The 20,333-nt window shown below is 58.9% G+C and carries 16 protein-coding genes; 6 read left to right on the top strand and 10 right to left on the bottom strand.

Features of this window, described 5'->3' with window-relative positions; all coding sequences use genetic code 11:
- Positions 1-44: 44 nt before the first annotated feature.
- Positions 45-1,466, bottom strand: coding sequence for a coniferyl aldehyde dehydrogenase (locus K2Q04_RS12145; RefSeq protein ID WP_291163891.1), 1,422 nt, complete (start codon positions 1,464-1,466; stop codon positions 45-47).
- A 193-nt stretch (positions 1,467-1,659) separates the two neighbouring features.
- On the opposite strand from K2Q04_RS12145, the gene K2Q04_RS12140 reads away from it, so the two are divergent.
- Positions 1,660-1,926 (top strand): hypothetical protein, encoded by a 267-nt coding sequence (locus K2Q04_RS12140; RefSeq protein ID WP_291163889.1) that lies wholly within the window; start codon positions 1,660-1,662, stop codon positions 1,924-1,926.
- A gap of 91 nt (positions 1,927-2,017) precedes the next feature.
- On the opposite strand, the gene K2Q04_RS12135 is transcribed toward K2Q04_RS12140, so the two are convergent.
- The 5 genes from K2Q04_RS12135 to K2Q04_RS12115 form a co-directional block, all read right to left on the bottom strand.
- Positions 2,018-3,271, bottom strand: a complete 1,254-nt coding sequence (locus K2Q04_RS12135; RefSeq protein WP_291163886.1) for a response regulator — start codon at positions 3,269-3,271, stop codon at positions 2,018-2,020.
- Positions 3,252-5,891, bottom strand: coding sequence for an ATP-binding protein (locus K2Q04_RS12130; RefSeq protein ID WP_291163882.1), 2,640 nt, complete (start codon positions 5,889-5,891; stop codon positions 3,252-3,254). Before K2Q04_RS12130 ends, K2Q04_RS12135 begins: the two co-directional genes overlap by 20 nt.
- A gap of 4 nt (positions 5,892-5,895) precedes the next feature.
- The gene (locus tag K2Q04_RS12125) at positions 5,896-7,293 is read right to left on the bottom strand and encodes a class I SAM-dependent methyltransferase (protein ID WP_291163879.1); all 1,398 of its coding nucleotides are present in this window, start codon (positions 7,291-7,293) and stop codon (positions 5,896-5,898) included.
- Between the two features lie 138 nt (positions 7,294-7,431).
- Positions 7,432-8,559: a response regulator gene (locus K2Q04_RS12120; protein WP_291163876.1), complete on the bottom strand. Its 1,128-nt coding sequence runs from the start codon at positions 8,557-8,559 to the stop codon at positions 7,432-7,434.
- 288 nt (positions 8,560-8,847) lie between these two features.
- A complete protein-coding gene (locus K2Q04_RS12115; RefSeq protein ID WP_291163958.1) occupies positions 8,848-10,248 on the bottom strand; it encodes a glutamine synthetase family protein in 1,401 nt (466 codons plus the stop codon).
- 481 nt (positions 10,249-10,729) lie between these two features.
- Between K2Q04_RS12115 and K2Q04_RS12110 the strand changes: the two genes are divergently transcribed.
- The 5 genes from K2Q04_RS12110 to K2Q04_RS12090 all read left to right on the top strand — a co-directional run bounded on the left by K2Q04_RS12110 (position 10,730) and on the right by K2Q04_RS12090 (position 16,193).
- On the top strand, positions 10,730-11,839 hold the full coding sequence (locus tag K2Q04_RS12110) for a polyamine ABC transporter substrate-binding protein (RefSeq protein ID WP_291163873.1): 1,110 nt from the start codon (positions 10,730-10,732) through the stop codon (positions 11,837-11,839).
- Positions 11,840-11,931: 92 nt separating this feature from the next.
- Complete coding sequence (locus K2Q04_RS12105) at positions 11,932-13,128, top strand: ABC transporter ATP-binding protein (protein WP_291163870.1); 1,197 nt, start codon at positions 11,932-11,934, stop codon at positions 13,126-13,128.
- 8 nt (positions 13,129-13,136) lie between these two features.
- On the top strand, positions 13,137-14,039 hold the full coding sequence (locus tag K2Q04_RS12100) for an ABC transporter permease subunit (protein ID WP_291163867.1): 903 nt from the start codon (positions 13,137-13,139) through the stop codon (positions 14,037-14,039).
- Entirely contained in the window at positions 14,036-14,860 is an 825-nt protein-coding gene (locus tag K2Q04_RS12095) for an ABC transporter permease (protein ID WP_291163864.1), read from the top strand. The genes K2Q04_RS12100 and K2Q04_RS12095 overlap by 4 nt, the downstream gene beginning before the upstream one ends.
- A gap of 55 nt (positions 14,861-14,915) precedes the next feature.
- Complete coding sequence (locus tag K2Q04_RS12090; RefSeq protein ID WP_291163861.1) at positions 14,916-16,193, top strand: FAD-binding oxidoreductase; 1,278 nt, start codon at positions 14,916-14,918, stop codon at positions 16,191-16,193.
- 10 nt (positions 16,194-16,203) lie between these two features.
- Here the strand turns inward: K2Q04_RS12090 and K2Q04_RS12085 are convergent, their stop codons facing one another.
- The 4 genes from K2Q04_RS12085 to K2Q04_RS12070 form a co-directional block, all read right to left on the bottom strand.
- Positions 16,204-16,845: a DUF1109 domain-containing protein gene (locus tag K2Q04_RS12085; protein WP_291163858.1), complete on the bottom strand. Its 642-nt coding sequence runs from the start codon at positions 16,843-16,845 to the stop codon at positions 16,204-16,206.
- Positions 16,842-17,399, bottom strand: coding sequence for a sigma-70 family RNA polymerase sigma factor (locus K2Q04_RS12080; protein WP_291163855.1), 558 nt, complete (start codon positions 17,397-17,399; stop codon positions 16,842-16,844). Before K2Q04_RS12080 ends, K2Q04_RS12085 begins: the two co-directional genes overlap by 4 nt.
- 169 nt (positions 17,400-17,568) lie before the next feature.
- Entirely contained in the window at positions 17,569-17,955 is a 387-nt protein-coding gene (locus K2Q04_RS12075; RefSeq protein WP_291163852.1) for a DUF3307 domain-containing protein, read from the bottom strand.
- A 196-nt stretch (positions 17,956-18,151) separates the two neighbouring features.
- The gene (locus tag K2Q04_RS12070; RefSeq protein ID WP_291163850.1) at positions 18,152-20,299 is read right to left on the bottom strand and encodes a molybdopterin oxidoreductase family protein; all 2,148 of its coding nucleotides are present in this window, start codon (positions 20,297-20,299) and stop codon (positions 18,152-18,154) included.
- Positions 20,300-20,333 lie beyond the last annotated feature (34 nt).

Here is a 20,333-nt window from a genome sequence, read left to right as displayed (position 1 = left end):
TGGCGATCGACGGCGGCCGAATACATGCGATTTGGCGAGGAAAGTCACCGCGAAAAATACCGGATGACCATATCCGTCGTTTTGTTGAATGGCGGGTGCAGGATCCGCGCGAGATTCCACTTGTTCTGCTCGAAAACGCCCTTGGCATGGCTGAGCGATTTGAAGCCTTCGATCCCGTGATAGGCGCCCATGCCTGACATTCCCACGCCGCCGAATGGCAGGTCGTCTTGAACGTAATGCATCAGGGTGTCGTTGATCGTGACGTTGCCGGAGGTCGTCCGCGTCAGGACCTTCTGGCGATAGTCGCTGTTCTGGCCGAAGTAATAGAGCGCCAGCGGCCGCGGCTTGCGGTTTATGTAGCCAATCGCCTCGTCAATGGTGCGGTAGGTCATGACGGGGAGTGCCGGCCCGAAGATTTCCTGCTGCATGATGGCCATCTCGTCAGTGACATTGAGCACGATCACGGGTGCAAGCTTGCGTGGATCGGCTGTGCCACCATTCGCGACTTCGATAACCTTGGCGCCTTTTTCCTTCGCATCATCGATCAGCTTCTGAATGCGGCTCTCATGCTTCGCGTTGACGATGGAGGTGTAATTCCGGTCGGCTGCTCCTTGAGGATAGAACTTGAGTGCGGTCGCGTCGTATGATGCCACGAATGCGGCCACGTCCTTTTCGTGCACCAGGACGTAATCGGGCGCGATGCAGGTTTGGCCGGCATTCGCGAGCTTTCCGTAGGCGACGCTGACGGCTGCAGCATCGATATCGGCATCTGGGCCGATCAAGGCCGGAGATTTGCCGCCAAGTTCGAGCGTTACTGGGACAAGATTTTCCGCGGCTTCCTTCATCACCGAACGCCCGACATTGGTGCTGCCGGTGAAGACGAGATGATCGAACGGGAGGCGCGAGAACGCGGCGCCGATCTCTGGTCCACCGGTGACGACGGCGACCTGCTCCTCAGGGAAAATCTCGCGCAGCATCGACTTCAAGAGTTCGCTGGTCGCGGGCGTCAACTCGGACGGCTTCAGGATGGCGCGATTGCCTGCTGCGATTGCGGTGGCGAGCGGCGTGAGCGCGAGCGACAGCGGATAATTCCAGGGTGAGATGATGCCGACGACACCGAGCGGCTGATAAACGACGCGGGCTCGGCCGGGCACGAAGTGCATTGCCACGCGGCGGCGTTCGGGACGCATCCACTTCGTCAGATTGCGGCGGAGGTAATTGATCGTCTGAATGACCGGCGTGACTTCCATGATCCGGGTTTCGTACGCAGACCGGTAGCCGAAGTCCTTGCTGACGGCCGCTTCGATAGCTGTGCGCCGCTTCTGCAACGCCGTTTTCAGTTTGAGCAGATCGGCCCGTCGTTGCGCGGCCGACGGCGGCCCATCCTTGAGGAACGCGGCGCGCTGCCTGCTCAGAAAGCCTGTCAGGAGGAAGTCATCTTCCTTGACCGAAACGTGGGCAGTCATTCAGCAACCTCCAGGTGTGGACGCTGAAAACATTCGCGGCGATGCCGCGCGACGTTCTCCGTGTCAACACATGCCAATTCCAGCAACTTTGGTTCCTTCCGTGCGTGGACCGCCCGAACGACCATACCTTCACGGTGATCTCAAGCGCGTACGGTTGGAAAAACGCGCAAGAGGTGCTTCGAGATGGGGAGGGGTGGCAATTCAACCTACGCCGCTTTCCGACGAGGCTGCCTTGCCAGCCGATCTCGCGGCACCGGGCTATCCTCGCCTTGAAGAAGACCTCATTGCGGCGCTCGCACGGGAAAGACGTGGATCTACGCGCAATCAAGCAATTGCGATGGCCAAGGTGTGTCTGAATTTCAGGGGCGAACTTATGTTCAGTTCGGTGATCGGCCGGAGCCGCGTCAGCCCCGGTTCGCGAAGTTTCGTCGCGGGATTGTCGGTATGGCTGGCATTTTGACGCGCGGCCAACAGGCGGCCGAATTCAAGGCGGTTTTGGCCCGGGATTAGACCCCTACGCGAGGTTTGTCCGTCGCGTAGGGCTCAGCCGCTCACGCCGCCATTTCGAGAGTGCCCAGCACCCACTTTTCGTATTCCTCGCTCAGATCCTGCAGCCACTGCTGCGGAAGCGCGTTGATCTTCTTGGTGTTGACGGCCTTGGCGCGTGCCGGAAGCGCAACATGGATTTGCTTGTAGCCGTTTTCCATGGGCGGAGAGCTGATTGTGCCGCCGATGTGGCCGATCGCGAGCGCGGCTTTCAGATAGTCGCTGGCGCGCTTGGGCGCGGTGTGCAGCGGCGGCGCAAACAGCACGCAATCCTGCATCGATCGCTGCGGCTCGCAATTGCGGAGTTCGAAATGAATGCTGACGCCCGGCGTGTCATCATCAAGCGTGTCGCGTGAGACGTTGACGAGCAGCACGCTGCCGGCTGCAGCCCACTGGCTCATCGGATCCATCAGACGCGTGATGATCTCGCGCATCGCGGCGGGATCGGCAGAAACGGCGAGTTGCGCCTGGTCCGCATGGATCACGACCTGTTGGCCGCCGAGTTCGCGGTTGATCTCGTCGGCACAGTCCGTCAGCACGGCGACGAGATCGAATTCGCTCGGATGAGCATCCGCCAATAGGGGTGGCGTCGTCAGCACTGCCGAAAGATCAATGGCGCGCTGGGTTTCTTCAACGGGAATGCGCCAGTGGTCTCTGATGCGGAGCTGAGACCATGCCTTCTGGGCCGATGGCCGCCAGGCGGTTTCGGCGATCGCTTCCTTCAAATAGTGATACATCGTCAGCGGCGCGTTGTTGTAGGGCAGCAGGCCCGACAGCATCGCAAGGTCGTTCATGCGATCGCGCAAAAGCGTACGATGCAACGCGCTGAGCTTGTCGCGCAGGAGCATGTCGTATTCGTTCTTCAGGAGATAGAAGGTGATCGCCTGTTCGATTTCGGCTTCGAGCACGCGGAGGTCCCACGGCTTCGAAATGTAGCGGAGGATCTCGCCCTTATTGACGGCATCGATAGCGCTATCGAGATCCGCGTATGCGGTTGTCAACATACGGATGATGTCGGGACGTTCGTTACGGATGCGGTTAAGGAGGCTGACGCCGCTGCGTCCTGGCATGCGCTGGTCGGAAATGACCAGCGCGATGTTGTGGTTGCCGGAGAGGATGAGAGATTCGGCTTCGTCCGCGCTCGTTGCGGTGAGCACGTCGTATCGCGTGCCGAAGGCCTTCTTGAAATATTTGACGGCCTGTGGCTCGTCGTCGACGATCAGGATCTCGACCGGCTGATCAGTGCGAAACGACTCCATGGAAGACCTGGTTCTCTTTGTCCGACGATATCGGGAGGTTGAAACGGAACTCGGTCCACTCTCCAAGACTACTCTTAACAGTCAGTGAACCCCCATGATTCGCAATTATCCGATGGCTGACTGCCAAGCCAAGTCCCATGCCTTCGCCTACGTCCTTCGTGGAGAAGAATGGATCGAAAATCTGGGTTTGAATTTTCGGATCGATGCCGGTTCCGTTGTCTCTTACCGAGACAATCAGTTCGTCACCCTCAACGAATGATGTAATGGTAATTTCAGGTTTGCGCTCTTCCTCGACGGCGCGGACCGCGGCGACGGCGTTGACGATGAGGTTGACGAGAACCTGTGCGATCGTCGACTGCGAGCCGACGACGAGCCCATCGTCCGCGATATTCCTCGTAATCGTTATTCCCTTCTGGATATGCGCCGTGAAGCGAAGCGCATGGTCGATTGCCGATTCGATGTGGAACGGCCGCGGGTGCTCGGGGCGATGCGGCGCTGTGAAGCCTCTGAGATCGGTTACGACGCGGTGAATGCGCTCATAGCCCGCGTGGATGTCCTTCAGCGTATCCGCGGTGTCGGGATCGCCTTGAATGGTTGGGTCGCGGGCCGCCAATTGCAACGCCGTTCCCATGAAGTTCAGCGGGTTGCCGATTTCGTGCAACAGGCCGGCGGCCATCGTTCCAAGGGCGCTGAGACGCGCGTTTTGAACCAGGGCTGCTTCTGTTTCGCGCAGTTGCTGCAGGCTCTGTTTCAGCTCGGCGTTCGTCCTGTAAAGGTCGGTCTCGAGCCTGGAAGCCTTGATCAGATTGGCGATGCGCGAGCGGACTTCCAGGCCGCTGAACGGCTTTATCAGGAAGTCGTCGGCGCCATGCTTCAGTGCGGTGATCTTGGCTTCTTCGTCGGCTCGCGCCGTCAGAATGATAATTTTGATGGCGCGCGTCTCGGCTCTTTCCTTGAGCGAGCGACAGACCTCGAGCCCCGTGACGCCCGGCAACATGACGTCGAGCAAAATCAGATCGGGTTTCTGTTCCTTGGCTTTCTCGAGCGCGGTGATGCCGTCCGGCGCCTCGATGATGCGATAGTTTTCGCGCAGCATCGACGCCAGATAGCGGCGCATATCCGGCTCGTCGTCGACGACGAGGAGGAGAGGGAGCTCGGTGCGTTCATCCTTGGCTTGTGGCTCGCTGACCTGCCCGATCGCGGAAGGGGCGTTATCCGTGATCATGATGGCGCGGGCCGATGCTTTGCGATCGAAGGTGCGCAATGGGTCGTCGGCAAGCCCGTCCGGCTTTTCTTCGGAATTGCTCATGTCTGATTGGGTAACCTGCAGGGCATGAGGAAAACGTAAAACGAATGTCGTACCGCTGCCCGAATTGCTCGTTGCCGTAACGTTTCCGCCATGGCGCGTAATCAATTCGCGAACCAGGGCGAGGCCTAAACCCAGACCCTGATGGCGGCGGGTCGCGGAGCCGTCCACCTGATAGAAGCGATCGAAAATATGAGGCAGCTGTTCAGCCGGAATACCGATACCGGTGTCGGAGATTGTGACCGCCACCATCTCTTCTTCGCGATGCGCGGAAATATCGATGCGGCCTTCAGGCGGCGTAAACTTGATCGCGTTGGCGATGACGTTGCTGACGATCTTCTCGAGGGCGTCGGGATCAGCGTTGATCAGCAGGTCGCCGGTCGGTTCCTGGAGCTCGAGGTTCACACCCTTCAGTGTGGCGAGATGCTTCATCGAAGCAGCCGTGTGCTTCAGGAAGTGCGCCATATCGACGGGCTTCTTCGATAGCGTGGCGCGGCCTTCCTCAAGGCGGATCAGGCTCAGAATGTCATTCACAAGACGCAACAGCCGCAGCGCATTGTTCTCGATGACATCCAGCAATTGCTCGGCCGACGGGCCCAAGCCCGCGACGTCGACTTTCAGCCGCTCGACCGGCGCCAGAATGAGCGTGAGCGGCGTTCTCAACTCGTGGCTGACGTTGGCAAAGAACTGCGATTTCAGACGGTCGAGCGCCGACAGCTCCTGATGCTGAGACGCGAGCTTGAACTTCAAGCGGAATTCGTTGAAGCGGCGGCGGTAGTTGAAATGAACGGCGGTGACCGAAATGATGCAGGTGAGCACAAGAAAATAAAGATTGTTCATCAAGGTCTTTACAGTGTCGGCGGCGGACGGCACCTGCAAGCATGCGATGATGTAAATTCCGAGCGTCGAGACGCACAAAAGTGCGGCCTCGAAGGGCTGCATCGGCGCCAGAACGCCGACGGCAAAGAGGATGAGAAAGAGGCCGTTGTAGTAGGTCGAATTCGCGCCGTCGGTGATGCCGATCATCACCGCTATCGAGGCGACCGCGATCAGCAGGCCCGCCATCGTCAGATAGCGAACGTGAGCCGCCGTCTTGTCCCAGAAGTGCAGGGCGTAGATGACTGCGATCAGGGCCGCCGCGACGAGCCGGATCGCAATCAAGGTTTTGAACTGGTCAGAATAGCTGATGCTATCGAGAGTGATCCCTGCCGGGATCAGCACAATGCCGAGGATGCAAGCGACTTTCGACTGCCTTAGCCGAAGCTCTTGCTCCTCAGCCTCGAAGGCGTGCCGTAAGTCGCTCTTTTCATCCATGCCGTTAAACGGGGGGTTTATCTATCTCCAGAAAGACGTTGATACCCGTCTCATCTGTATAAATCTTTAGCGGCCCAAGATCAGGCGCGAGGCGGACCATATCCGACTCGTCACGCATCACCAGATGCCACTCCATAATATGCTCCATCAAACCTTTCACAGGGTTTGACGAGTGGACATTTGTAACGATCACGCGTCCGCCCGGCTCGCACCACTGGTAAAAGAGCCGTACCAGTTTGGTGCAAACGCGATCGGACAGGTAATCGAAGAGACCGGCGCAATAGATGATGTCGTAGGTCTTGGAGTTCTCCGGCAGCTCGATGGCTTGACGCAGAAGATCCTGCACCGTCTTCAGGATGTACGTGACATTAGGCTGTTCTTCGCTGCCGGCCGTCGCCGCCTCGATCTGGCGTTTGGCGTAGGCGAGAGTTTCGGCATTAAAATCAAGAAGATCGAATGAGAAGCGATGGGCATCCTTGTTCTTCGCTAGGAAGAGCTGGAGTTCCTGCACCGGACCGCAGCCGACGTTGAGGATGCGGACCTTCTTGTCTGCTGCGGCGGCGTCTTCCGCCGCTTTGTCGAGCATTTTGCCCAGCATGTAGATGCGGTTACGGTGGGCCTCGGGCGGTCCTCCGTTCAGCAACCAATCATTAATGATCTGGCCATAGGTGGTCTTTCCGCGGCGCTCCTTGCGGAACATCATGTTCACCATCTCGTAGTCGCCCGCGTAGCCGAGGGGCTTGGAATAGACGCGGTTGAAGAAGGGCGACGCCATCATGAGCGGCAGTAGGTCGCGTTGGGCCAGTTGCTTGTGATTTTCGACTTCGTCGACGTCGAGCTGGCGGCAGGCTTCCTCGAGTTCGAGGAAGAGCTGCGTCAGACGCGGCATCACAGGTGCTTTGATTTGTTCAAATCGGGCGGTGTCGAGGACGGTGTGGCTGGCACCTGGTTCGCCTTCGACTGCCAGGTCGACCTGATCCAGCCAAAAGCTCAAGTCGCTCAGGAACGATCGGAGGTCGGCGACTTTGAGCTGATAGTTCGGCTGAAGTTTATTGGCGCGGTCCCATTCATCGACGAAACGGCCGACTTCGGCTTCAAGTCCTGCAGGGTCCGAGATGATCGCGTCAACGGCAGACCACTGATTTACCAGCGTCGCGGATACGACCACCAAAATGCTTGTTGTGACGATGCCGGTTACGACCGCGTCGCCTTGATAAACGAGGTTCTTGCCGCGCCGCACCTTGAGATCGCTCAGGACCTCGGACATTTGAACGGGCGAAAATGGATTGTAGATCTCGAAGACAATATTGCGTCTTGAGAGCTTGCTCAGGGTGCCGCGAAAAACCGTACCCTGACTGCTCCGGAATGAGACCGTGCGATCAATATCTCTTTCGATGCGCAAGGGGACAGCTCCATGACTGAACTACGCCGACTGTGGATAATAAAAGGTTATCACAGTGGTTCAGTTTGGCGCTGCGGTATTTAGAAAGCGTTTAGATGATTTCGAATTATCAATGCCTTGGAGATACATCTCGTCGGTTTATGCCTTCGGAAGGCACACGGTAAGGGTGGATATGCTCAAATTGTTGTCAGTCGAGGACAGCAGTTCGCCTCCAAATGCCCACAGGGCACAGCGGACCGTTCGCCAGGACTGATTATTTTCCATCGTCCCCGGCTCGGGGTCCACGGCCGAAATGATTCGAACCTCATTATGTTCGGCACCGGAAACCAATTCCACTCTCGGGAAAGTGTTGGACTTCATTGCGCCCCGAAGCAAATTGGCCAGCACGAACTTCATGATCTCGCGCGGAATGCGATACGTGAAGTCTTGACCGGTGGCGAGATTGGCGAGGGTTGTCCCAGAGGGGAAGATCACGGCCTGCTCGACGACTTCGGAAAGGGTATCGGCCATCGAAGACGATTGCGTGGTGGCGGGATCCGAGAGGCTGCGCGCAAGGTTGCCGATGGACTTCGCCAGCGACTTGCAATGCTCGACGTCGCGCCGGATCTGCATGGCGGATGCATTCATCTTTCCAAACCTCAACCGGGACCCCCAGGATCCGAGATACGAAGTAACCGAAGGAGAAGCTTCCAAAGAACTCGGCCGGCTCAGCTGAGCGAGTTGGAGTGCTTCAGTATCAAGGGATTTCAGCGGCGTTTCGAGGCCGGCCGCCAGAACGGCGAGGAGTGCCATGTTCGCGCTTTCCGCATCTCCTCCCCCACTGCTCGGGCCAAGCACCGGTTCGGACACGGCGGCGGCCGAGCGCTCGACGTGAAGCGCATCCTGCATCGCCGTGCATAATTCGTCGATATTCCAGGGCTTGGGCACGAAGCGATAGATTGCAGCGTCGTTGATGGCGTGCTGCAAATTATCGATGTTGGCATAGGCGCTAGTCAGCACGCGGACGGTTGAGGGCCATGATTTGCGGACTTCGCTCAGGAAGGAGACGCCGCTCTCGCGCGGCATGCGTTCGTCGCTCACGACAACCGAAATGTCGTCGCCGGCTGACTCTAATATATGCAGCGCCGCTTCGGGGCTGCTCGCTGTCACGACGTTGGCATATTTTCCGACAGAGCTTTTGAAGTATTTCAACGAGAGCGGTTCGTCGTCGACGAACAGAATGGTGTCGCCCGTTTTTTGAGCCAAAGTTTCAGCCTTTAATGTCATCGAGAAAAATCCGTGCCCTCCTCGAGCCACGCGCTGGATAGCGCATGCGAGGTCTTGTCCGCCATATGACTTTTGCTCAGCAGTATTGGGAATCAATCCAGCATTGGTGGAAAATTGAAACTTTGTTTGAATGCAGGATTAAAAATTTCTAACCGAGGTTCAAATAAAGAGACATAACGCCGGTTTTAGTGTGTGCGACGTTGGCTGATGGTCCGCATACAACGCAGGCGTTTGGCCTGGGCCGCCGGGGAGTGTCCCCGGCGGCTGTTCGTTGGTGATCGGCTCAGATCAAACGCTCAGGAGAAGATGCTCGCGCTCCCACGGGCTGATGACGCGCATGAATTCCTCAAACTCGCTGCGCTTCAATGCGAGGTACACGTGGCAAAAGCGTTTGCCGAGGATGTCGTGGAGTGCGGTGTTCTCTTCGAAGTCGGTCAGCGCTTCAAGTAAGCCGCGCGGCAGTTGGTGGTCGTTTCGATAGGCGTTGCCGACGACCGCTTGACGCGGCTCGAGTTCGTTCTTCATTCCGAGATAGCCGCAGGCGAGGCTGGCTGCGAGCGCTAGGTAGGGATTTGAATCGGCGCCGGCGAGACGATTTTCCACGCGTCGCGCCACCGTCGGCGAGATGGGCACCCGCAATCCGGCGGAGCGGTTGTCATAACCCCATTCGACGTTAATCGGAGCGGCGCCATTCGGCACGAGCCGGCGATAAGAATTGACGTAGGGTGCGATGAGGCACATCGCGGCTGGCAGGTACGCTTGCTGACCCGCGAGGAAATTGAAGAACAGCTTGCTCGGCTCGCCGTTCGGCTGCGTAAAGATGTTCTTGCCGGTCTTCGCGTCAACGACGCTTTGATGGACGTGCATGGCGCTGCCCGGCTGGTTGGCGAGGGGCTTGGCCATGAAGGTCGCGTAGCAGTTCTGCGCGAATGCCGCTTCGCGAATGGTCCGCTTGAACAGGAAGACCTGATCGGCGAGATCGACCGGATCGCCGTGCAGCAGATTGATTTCGAGCTGGGCTGCGCCGCCTTCCTGAATGATCGTATCGATCTTCAGATATTGCCGCTCGGCGAACTCGTAGATGTCGTCGACGATCTTGTCGTATTCGTCGACGGCGCCGAGGCTATAGGCTTGGCGGCCAGCGCCTGGGCGGCCCGAGCGGCCCATCGGCGGCTCCAGCGGATAGTCGGGATCGGGGTTGGTCTTCGTCAGATAGAATTCGAGTTCGGGCGCGACGACCGGCACCCAGCCTTCCTTGGCGTAGAGATCGACGATGCGTTTCAGAACGTTGCGGGGCGCGATCTCGACAGGGTCTCCGCTCTGCCATTGGGCGTCATGAATGACCTGGGCCGTTGGACTTGATGCCCACGGAGCCGGCCGGATGGTCGAAAGATCCGGCACCATCATCAGATCGCTTTCGGCGTAAAGTTCCTGGCCGTCCTCTTCGAAGCCGACGTAGTCGCCCGTAATCGTCTGATGGAAGATCGAAATCGGAAGGTGGACCGCATCGAGCTTCACGAACTTCTCGGCGGGCATCGTCTTGCCGCGCGCAACGCCTGCAATGTCCGGCACGGCGCAATCAATTTCTTCGATACGATGCTGGCGCAGCCAATCGCGAAGTGCTTCGGGTGTCGAGCCGGCGCCGAAGTCGCCATCTTCGTTCAGTATTCGTGCGGGTGGGGCAGTCATAAGGGCACCTGAGAATTTTGGTTTGTTCGTTTCCATGTGGCGCGTCTCACTCGGTGGCGTCTAGTGGAATGCTTCGCGGCTCCGGAGGCGCGCCTGAGCCACGGCATCGGCAGGGCTCTGCACATCTCGTCGGGCATCGTCAGACATGTCGGAGTTTCGAGTTCAGAACGCCAGCAGAGTTAAACTGGTCGGCGGTAGAACCTCAATAGAGCGGCGCAGCATAGTCCGTTGCCCGTTTAGATAAACCATAACCCTGTTCAATCGGGCGGCACCTGCTCGAAGAACGCGCAGTTTAGTTTGCTGTCTTTACTGCTTATGCAGGTGCCGATTACTTCGATCTTTTTACATTGGTCCGTTGTGCTCCTCAAACAAATTGAGCACAATGGGAGATGTTTAGCAAAATGCCGATGAGAGCGGTGTTTTGCAATGAAGCAGCTCTTTTCGGGCGATCCTGGTTGCGACAGGTTCTGGAGGAATTCCAATGTTGACTGTAGGGAAAGTGGTGCGTTGCGCCGCAGGCGTTGCTGTGGCCGCTGTTACGCTGATAGGTGCGGGGGCTTATGCAGCTGACAGGGTCGTCAAGGTCTACAACTGGTCGGATTATATCGACCCAGAGATCCTGACGGACTTTACCAAAGAGACGGGCATCAAGGTCGTCTACGACGTCTTTGACAGCAACGAAGTTCTGGAAACGAAGCTTTTGGCGGGCGGCAGCGGATATGACGTGGTCGTGCCGACCGGATCGTTCCTGTCGCGTCAGATCAAGGCGGGGGTCTTCCAGAAGCTCGACAAGTCCAAGATCCCGAACTTCGCCAATGCCTGGCCCGAGGTGTACAACCGGGTTGCCCAGTATGATCCGGACAATCAGTACGCAATGAACTGGATGTGGGGCACGACCGGCGTCGGCTACAACGAAGCCAAGATCAAGGAACGTATGCCGGATGCACCGGTCGATTCTCTTGACATCATTTTCAAGCCCGAGATCGCCGCCAAGTTCAAGGATTGCGGAATTTACGTGCTCGATTCGCCGGAAGACATTCTTCCTGTGGCGCTCAATTACCTCGGCATCGATCCCAACACGACCAAGGAAGAGGACTTCAAGAAGGCCGAGGATCTGATGATGAAGATCCGGCCCTACATCAAGAAATTCCACTCATCGGAATATATCAACGCGCTTGCGAACGGCGACATCTGCATGGCACTTGGCTGGTCGGGAGACATCCTCCAGTCGGCCGACAGGGCCGAGGAAGCGAAGAACGGGCAGACGATCCATTACGCGCTGCCGAAGGAAGGCACGCAGATGTGGTTCGACATGATGGCCATCCCCGCGGATGCCAAGGATGTCGAAGAGGCTCACATTTTCCTCAACTATCTCAACCGTCCGGAAGTGATGGCAAAGGCGTCGAACTTCATTCAATACGCCAACGGAAACCTTGCTTCGCAGAAAGATATCGACGAGAGTGTACTGAAGAACCCGGCGGTCTATCCTGACCCCGAGACATTCAAGAAGCTCTACGTGAAGACCGCTTGGGACAACAAAACGCAACGGCTGGTAACCCGAATGTGGACCCGGATCACGACTGGGCAATAACCAAAAACCGCGCCAGCAAAAACCTGGCGCGGTTTTTTCTTGTGCACTCGTCATGTGATTGGGCCGCTAGGAATACTTAAAGGACGTCAGACATGGGTGTTGTGACTGCTCGCGATCCACAGGCAAGCAATGCCTCGTCCCAGCGTGCCGGGCCTCGCACGGCTGCGCCGCAGTCGGGGTTCGCTCCTTGGAAGAACCCTAGCCTGTCGCCCATCGTTCGCTTCGAGGGGATAACGAAGCGGTTCGACGATTTCGTCGCCGTCAATGACGTGACGCTCGATATTTATGAGAAAGAGTTCTTCGCGTTGCTCGGTCCGTCGGGCTGCGGAAAAAGTACGTTGCTGCGCATGCTTGCTGGCTTCGAGCGGCCGACGCAGGGGAAGACGATCGTCGCCGGGCAAGACATTACAGACCTGCCTCCCTATCAGCGTCCTGTGAACATGATGTTCCAGTCGTATGCGCTCTTTCCGCATATGACGGTCGAAGGCAACATCGGTTTCGGGCTCCGCCAGGAGGGTATGCCCAAAAATTTGATTGCTGAACGCGTCGATGAAGCCATGGGCATGCTGGAGCTTCGCCAGTTTGCGAAACGCAAGCCCAATCAGCTGTCGGGCGGACAGCAGCAGCGTGTCGCTCTTGCGCGCGCGATCGCCAAGAAGCCCAGGATCGTTTTGCTGGATGAGCCACTTGGCGCGCTCGACAAGAAGCTGCGCCAGCAGGCCCAATTCGAACTGATGCGCATTCAGGAAACGACGGGCACGACCTTCATCATCGTGACCCACGATCAGGAAGAGGCGATGACGGTCGCGAGCCGGATTGCCGTCATGGAGAAGGGCGTACTCGTTCAGGTCGCGACGCCCGGCGATATCTATGAGAATCCGAAGACCCGCTACATCGCAGGCTTCATCGGGGACGTGAATGTCTTCGAGGGAACGGTCTCTGCGATCGGTGACGGTTGCATCGAGATCAGTGCGAAGGACGGCTATCAATTTAAAACGCGCAGCTCTGAGCCGGTTTCGGTCGGTCAACAGGTGTGGCTGGCGCTGAGGCCCGAGAAGATCCGCATCGCACACGAGCAGCCGGCAAGCGCGGTCAACGCCATTCCCGGCAAGGTCGAGGACATCGGGTATCTGGGGTCAATTTCCCATTATCATGTCCGCACCGCTCCGGGGGAACGCATTACCGCATTGCGCGCCAACGCAGCGCATACCGTCGAGCGGCCGATCAGCTGGGAAGACGGCGTTTGGCTCGACTGGCCCGTCGACGCGGGCGTGGTTCTGACGGGTTGAGGCGAACCATGAGTGCAAAGGCTAACGGCCTCGGACGCTGGTATGTAATTGCTGCGCCATATTTGTGGCTGCTGATTTTCTTCCTCATTCCGTTCTTCATCGTCTTCAAGCTCTCGCTTTCAGATGTTGCGACGGCCATTCCGCCCTACACACCGACTTTCAGTTGGTCGGAGGGCATCGGGAAGTTCATCTCGCAGCTCGACTTCGAGAATTACACCTTCATTTTCGGTGATCCGCTCTACGTCAACGCCTACTTATCGAGCGTGAAGATTGCGGCGATCTCGACTGTTCTGACGCTGCTCGTCGCTTATCCGATGGCGTACGGCATGGCGCGGGCGCCTAAATCCTGGCAGCCGACGCTGATGATGCTCGTCATCCTGCCGTTCTGGACCTCGTTCCTGATCCGCATTTATGCCTGGATCGCGATCCTGAAGCCGGAAGGGTTTCTCACCATGTTCCTGATGAAGCTCGGCATCATCAGTGAGCCGCTGCAGATCATGAACACGACGACGGCGGTCTACATCGGCATCGTCTATTCGTATCTGCCGTTCATGATCCTGCCGCTCTATGCGAGCCTCGAAAAAATCAATCCGGCATTGCTCGAAGCGGCTCAGGATCTCGGCTCGCGACCGTGGCGCGCCTTCTGGCAAATCACCTTTCCGCTATCGCTGCCCGGCGTCTTCGCGGGCTGCCTTCTCGTTTTCATTCCAGCCGTCGGCGAGTTCGTGATCCCGGATCTGTTGGGCGGATCCGACACCTTGATGATCGGCAAGACGCTGTGGAACGAATTCTTCAACAACCGTGACTGGCCCCTTGCGTCGGCTGTGGCGGTCATCCTGTTGCTGGTGTTGACGATCCCGATTGTACTCTTCCAGCGCCAGCAGCAGATCGAGCGGGAGAGCGGGCGATGAATAAGAACTTCTCCTGGTTCAATCTGACGTCAATCACGTTCGGCTTCGCGTTCCTTTACATTCCGATCCTCCTCCTGGTGATATTCAGCTTCAACGAGTCGAAGCTCGTCACGGTATGGGCGGGCTGGTCGACGAAGTGGTATAGCGCGCTTCTCGAAAATCAGGCTTTGAAGGATGCCGCCTGGGTGACGATCCGCGTCGGGCTCGTGTCTGCGACCGTCTCGACGGTTCTTGGCACGCTCGCTGCGATCACTCTGGTGCGGATGGGGCGTTTCCCCGGCCGCACGCTTTTCTCGGGCATGATTTTCGCCCCTCTCGTCATGCCGGAAGTCATCATCGGTCTGTCGCTGCTTCTGTTGTTCGTCGCCATGGGATTCGACCGTGGTTTTTGGACCATTACGATGGCGCATATCACCTTCACGATGTGCTATGCGGCAGTCGTCGTGCAGGCGCGCCTTCAGGACTTCGACAAATCCGTCGAAGAGGCGGCGATGGATCTCGGCGCAACGCCGATCAACACCTTCTTCCAGGTGACGTTGCCGATCATCGCGCCCTCCGTGATCTCGGCATGGCTGCTGTCGTTCACGCTATCACTCGATGATCTCGTGATCTCGAGCTTCGCGACAGGGCCCGGCGCGACGACGCTGCCTATGAAGATCTACAGTCAGGTTCGACTGGGCGTGACGCCGGAAATCAACGCCATTTCGACAATCCTGATCGGCATTGTCACAATCGGCTTGCTGCTGGCAGCGTACGTTACGAAGCGGCAGACGGAACGCTCGGAACGAGAACGGCGCAAAGCCTTCGGAGCTGCGGGCTGAGGATGTCACGCGGGATTTGTGTTTCGCCGCCCGGCGCGCTAAGCAGCGGCTTATCGTGACCGATCCAGATTACATACGCTCGTACTATGCCGCGACGGCGAACGACCAGACGCGCTATCCGGCGCTCGAAGGTACGGTCAAGGCGGACGTGTGCGTTATCGGCGGCGGCTTCTCGGGCGTCGCCACGGCGCTGACGTTGGCTGAGCGCGGCCGGTCCGTGGTGCTGCTCGAAGCCAAGCGCATCGGCTGGGGCGCTTCTGGGCGCAACGGCGGCCAGATGATCGGCGGCATCAGCGGCGAAGCGACGATCAAGCAACAGCTTGGCGAAGCGGGTGCAAAACTCGTTCGCGACATTCGTTACCGCGGTCACGAGATCATCGAGGGCCGGATCGCGAAGTATGGCATCGCCTGTGATCTGAAGTACGGCTGGATGGAAGTTGCAGCGCGTCCCCGCCATATGAATCACATGCGGGACTACGTCGAGGATCGCATCAAGGACGGCGACGGCGGCGGACTCGAGATCGTCGAAGCGGACGCGATGCCGGGTGTGCTCGGGACGACGTCGTATTACGGCGGCTACATCGACCGGCGCAGCGGCCACTTGCATCCGCTCAATCTCTGCCGCGGCGAAGCGAACGCTGCCGCTTCGCTCGGGGTCAAAATTTTCGAGAACTCACCTGCCGTCAATCTTTCGGGCGGAGCGAAGCCCTGGGTTCAGACGGATCGCGGCCGGGTCGAAGCGCAGACGATCGTCATCGGCGGCGAGATTTTCAATCGTTTCGGGCAGCGGGGACTCAAAGGACTGATGCTGCCGGCGGGCAGCTATATCATCGCAACCGAGCCTTTGACGGGAGCCGAGACGGCGACGGTCGATCCGCAAAATCTCGCGGTCGCCGACAGTAACGTCGTGCTCGATTATTACCGGATGTCGGCCGACCGGCGCATGCTGTTCGGCGGCCGCTGCAACTATACCAATCGCGATCCGCCGGATATTGCCGCCGTCATGCGTCCGCGTATGGTCGAGGTTTTTCCGCAGTTGAAAGACGTGCGCGTCGAGTTCGCGTGGGGCGGAACGATTGCCATCGTCGTCAACCGCGTGCCGGCCATCGGGCGGCTTCAGCCGAACCTTTACTATCTTCAGGGATATTCGGGGCATGGCGTGAACGCGACGCACATTGCAGCGGAAATCGTTTCTGATGCAATTTGTGGGCAGACGGAGCAGTTCGATCTGTTCGAGCGGATCAGACACGTTCGGCTGCCGCTCAGCGAGGTCGCGGGCAATTACATGCTGGCGCTCGGTATGCTGTATTACCGCATTCGCGATCTGCTTTAGGCCGCGTGGGCTACCAGCGTAAAATGCGCGATCCGATCAGCGCGCCGATGGCGGTCATCAAAACGATGCCAATCGGGTACCAAGCTGCGAGAAACAGCGGGCTGTCGTCAGGGCGGTGGCTGGCATAAAGCGTCGCTCCAATGCCGGCCGAAAGCAATCCGCCCACGGCGCCTCCAATTGCCGGGTTCGACGGCGCGCCGCGGCGCAGCGCGTAAAGAACAGCGGCCAGCGGCGCCAACGACAGGAGCGGGATGACGATCATGCATGCCACGGAATTGTGGCCCATCATCCGCGCGTGCCATTCGTCCTGCGGCACCGAGAGAAGCTCGAGCCCAATGCCAATCAGAAGCAGCGCCGGAGCGAGCGCCAGAAACCACAGTTTCTTTCCGGGCTGGAAGTCCGGTCGCGACAATCCGCGAACGAGGACGTAGGCCGGAATCGCCAAGCTCAGCGTGAGCACGAACTTGAATACAAAGCGAAGCGAAGACACCATCGATTCCGCGAAATTGTCCCGTATGCCGATCGTCCAGAGAAAGAGAACGGCCGAGATCAATGCGCCCACGCCGACCGCTATCGCGACGGTCTGCGCAATTGGCGGCTCGACGCTTTTGGCGTCGGCGGCAATGGCATTGATGAGGTCGTCTGTCTTCATAATTTCTTCTCTTGATAGGTATCCGCCAGCGCCTTCAGACTTCGATGCAGGGCAACGCGAACGGCCACTTCACTCATCCCAAGGCGCTCCGCAACGTCCCGCGCCGATTGCCCGTCGATGCTGATCGACTGAACGATATCGCGGTTCTTGTCGGACAGGCGGCTGAGGACGCGCCCGACGTCATGGGCATCGATGGAGGCCTGCTGGTCTTCGCCTTCGAAGTCGAACTCGCTCAGATCCACGGGGACTTCGGGCCGCCGGCCGCGGCGACGCAGATCGTCGATCATCTTGTTGCGCGCGATGGCGATCACCCAAGGGCCGAGCGGCAACGTCTGGTCCCATGTATGTCTTTTTAAATGGATTGCCAGCAGTACGTCCTGCACCACGTCCTCCACCTCGCTCGCCGGCACGCCGACACCTGCGAAGCCCCGGCGGACGACTCCTCTTAACGCCTGCGAAAGCTCGGAGAGCAGGCGGCGATAGGCCACCTGATCGCCCGCGATCGCGGAGCGCATCAGTCCCGTCCACTCAGCGTCTCGAGCCTTTCGGTCCAAAATTACGCCTTCTCAATTGTCTTCGGTGGCGGATGGCGAAATGTTACGTCGGGTGTGGAATAATATTAACGCGGTGTGCGGATTGGTACGCCAGTCCGCGCGCCCTGCCGCATATGGCAGACCGGCGACATCCTGCGCAAGATGGGCAAGGAGCGCATAACGGCGCTGGTTAGGCGGGGGGGAGCCAAATCCAAAGGATGGCGACGTAGGTGAGGCCGTGCAGCAGCTGGTCAATGCCGAGAGCCCACCAGAAGTATTTGTCCTTCGGCGTCCAACCTTCGCGGCGGACGATCTGCTCTTTCGTCCAGTCGATATGATAGTGAAGGACGAATTCGCCAGCGAGCAGCACTGCGGCGAGGCCGGGACTACCGCCCGGGAAAAGCAAAAAAACCGGCGCCGTCAATAGGATATGGATGAGCGCGTGCCACAGCCCGCCCGGCGCACCGTAGGATCCCTTTTGGCGGAATATCTGGTCCGTCTGGAGGATGAAGTCGGCGATCGCGTGCTTGACGAGCAGATATGTGATCGCGGCGAGCGCCGCGTGAACGGGTGACATGAGCTTCCATCGCCTGCCTGGCGGACGACCGGAGCGCCCGGACGTTCCGGAGGCCCGTGTCAGATCGTCAACCTACTTCCCCGGGCTGGTTATAGCGCAATGTAGCCCCGCAGGATGTCTCCTAGGGAACAAGAGGTCTGCACAACCTTGGCCGTGCAGACCCCAGAGCTTCGTCGACGGCGGCGGTTGCGCCGCCTCAGTTCACGCGATGAACCTCGACCAGATTGTCCGAGAATGTCGGTGCCCGGCCGAGGCCGCTCCATGCGTCCGACGAGATGGAGTTGACGGAGCCGTCAGACCGGTTGAGGGACCGCCAATAGCCGAGCGTCGCGACGACGATGCCGGGCGTGACGTCGTCCGTCACACGCGCGACGCCTTCGAAGTCGCCGCGCTCGTTCTGCACGCGGACCGGATCGCCTTCGCGGATGTTCCGCTTGGCGGCGTCGAACGGAGAAATCATCACGAACTGCTCGCCTTGGATTTTGATCTTGTGCGGCTCGTTGGCGTAGCACGAGTTCAAGAAGGCGTGGCTCTTCGGTGAGATGATGTTGAGCGGATATCGCTTTGCCAGTTCCGGGTTGGTCTCAGGCGATTCACGAACCGGCACATAGCCAGGCAGCGGATCAATCGGCGTACCGTCTTGTTCGCCCTCGTACATGGCGCGGAACGGCCCGGCGACGAAGTTCTTCGCGTCGTGCACCAGCAGTTCGATTTTCCCCGATGGTGTCGGGAACTTGCCCTCGCTGTGCGGCGTGCGCGTATCCGCGGAGCCGACGTCAATTTTGTAGTACCCGTGCTTCTTGAAGTACTCCATGTCGACGCCGCCCATCTTGGGGTCGGTCCAGTTGATGTATTCGGCGCAAAGCTCGCTGTCGGTCATTTTGAAGACCGGGTCGTCGAAGCCCATCTCCTTGGCGAGCAATCGCCACAGGTCGCTCGTTGGCTTGCATTCGCCGGGCGGGTCGATCGCCTTCTCATTGTACGTGAAATAGAAGTGGCCCCATGACCACATCATGTCTTCAGCTTCGCCCGCCATCGCGGATGGCAGGATGATGTCGGCATATTTCGCTGTGTCGGTGATGAAGTGTTCGGCGACGACCGTGAACAGGTCTTCCCGCATCAATCCTTCGACGATCTTGTTGGTCTCGGGCGACTGACTGACGGGGTTGGTGCAGAAGACGAACATGCTCTTGATCGGCGGATCGAGCTTCATTTCCCCGTTCAGCGCCTGGCCGAGCCGGAGATTGTTGACGACGCGCGTGCCGGGCTTGATCCAGTCGGGCCGTGCGGCCTTCACCCAATCTACGGGGAAGTCCCACAGCGGCAATTGCAGCATGCCGCCGCCGACGTGACGCCACGCCCCGCAGACCGCCGGAATTGCGTAGACGGCACGGGCGGCCTGGGCGCCGCCGGCCGATCGCTCGATGGCGACGCCGATGCGAATGGCGGCTGGTTGCGAGGTCGCGAATTCGCGGGCGAACTTGGTGATATCGGCCGCTTTCACGCCGGTGACGCGCTCGACGTATTCGAGGGTGAAATCGGCGGCGCGAGCTTTGAGCTCAGGGAAGCCCTGCGTGTAATTGTCGACGTAGTCCTGGTCGATCAGTCCCTGCTCGACCATCGAATTGATGATGCCGAGAGCGAGCGCTCCGTCGGTGCCGGGCTTCGGGCAGATGTGCCAGTCGGCGGCCTTCGCCGTGCGGGATTTATAGGGGTCGACGACGACGATCTTGGCGCCGCGCTTCTGCGCTTCGAGCACGAATGGCCAATGATGCAGGTTGGTCGAGATCGAATTGCAGGCCCAGATGACGACGTACTTGCTGTGGACGAAGCTTTCCGGATCGACACCGCCCGTCGGACCATGCGTCAGAAGCCAGGCCGTCGACGAGCCCGACGTGCAGTAGGTCTTCTCGTTGACGGTGGAGCCGAGGCGGTTGAAGAATGGATCGCCTGAGTTGATGCCCTGCACGAGGCCCATGTTGCCGAGATAGCTTTGCGGCATGATCGCCTGCGCACCGTACGTCGCGATGATTTCGCGCCAGCGGGTGCCGATCTCGGAGATCGCTTCGTCCCAGGTTATGCGCTCGAAAACGTTGCCGCCATTCGGTCCCGAGCCCTTCGGGCCGACGCGGCGAAGCGGATACATCAGCCGATCCGGGTTGGCATGGTGATCGGCGAAGTCCTTGAGCTTTACGCACAGACCGCCGCGCGTGATGGGATGGTCCTTGTTGCCACGCACATCGACCAGCCGGCCATCCTGGACCTCGTAAATCATCGCGCAAGTGTCCGGGCAATCGTGCGGACATGCACCGAAAAACTTTTCGCGGGCCGGTTCGTCGTTCATTCAGTTCCTCCAGTCGATGCCAGCCGTTTTCCGG

Source organism: Hyphomicrobium sp. (genome assembly GCF_019753045.1).
Taxonomy (GTDB): domain Bacteria; phylum Pseudomonadota; class Alphaproteobacteria; order Rhizobiales; family Hyphomicrobiaceae; genus Hyphomicrobium_B.
This window is presented reverse-complemented; position numbering and strand designations above follow the sequence as displayed.

What these genes read in the sequence shown, in the direction of transcription:
- K2Q04_RS12115 (WP_291163958.1), bottom strand. Translation starts at nt 10,248, where the DNA reads ATGACTGCCCCACCCGCACGAATACTGAACGAAGATGGCGACTTCGGC.
- K2Q04_RS12075 (WP_291163852.1), bottom strand. Translation starts at nt 17,955, where the DNA reads ATGTCACCCGTTCACGCGGCGCTCGCCGCGATCACATATCTGCTCGTC.
- K2Q04_RS12095 (WP_291163864.1), top strand. Translation starts at nt 14,036, where the DNA reads ATGAATAAGAACTTCTCCTGGTTCAATCTGACGTCAATCACGTTCGGC.
- K2Q04_RS12145 (WP_291163891.1), bottom strand. Translation starts at nt 1,466, where the DNA reads ATGACTGCCCACGTTTCGGTCAAGGAAGATGACTTCCTCCTGACAGGC.
- K2Q04_RS12085 (WP_291163858.1), bottom strand. Translation starts at nt 16,845, where the DNA reads ATGAAGACAGACGACCTCATCAATGCCATTGCCGCCGACGCCAAAAGC.
- K2Q04_RS12070 (WP_291163850.1), bottom strand. Translation starts at nt 20,299, where the DNA reads ATGAACGACGAACCGGCCCGCGAAAAGTTTTTCGGTGCATGTCCGCAC.
- K2Q04_RS12120 (WP_291163876.1), bottom strand. Translation starts at nt 8,559, where the DNA reads ATGACATTAAAGGCTGAAACTTTGGCTCAAAAAACGGGCGACACCATT.
- K2Q04_RS12130 (WP_291163882.1), bottom strand. Translation starts at nt 5,891, where the DNA reads ATGGATGAAAAGAGCGACTTACGGCACGCCTTCGAGGCTGAGGAGCAA.
- K2Q04_RS12105 (WP_291163870.1), top strand. Translation starts at nt 11,932, where the DNA reads ATGGGTGTTGTGACTGCTCGCGATCCACAGGCAAGCAATGCCTCGTCC.
- K2Q04_RS12100 (WP_291163867.1), top strand. Translation starts at nt 13,137, where the DNA reads ATGAGTGCAAAGGCTAACGGCCTCGGACGCTGGTATGTAATTGCTGCG.
- K2Q04_RS12135 (WP_291163886.1), bottom strand. Translation starts at nt 3,271, where the DNA reads ATGGAGTCGTTTCGCACTGATCAGCCGGTCGAGATCCTGATCGTCGAC.
- K2Q04_RS12110 (WP_291163873.1), top strand. Translation starts at nt 10,730, where the DNA reads ATGTTGACTGTAGGGAAAGTGGTGCGTTGCGCCGCAGGCGTTGCTGTG.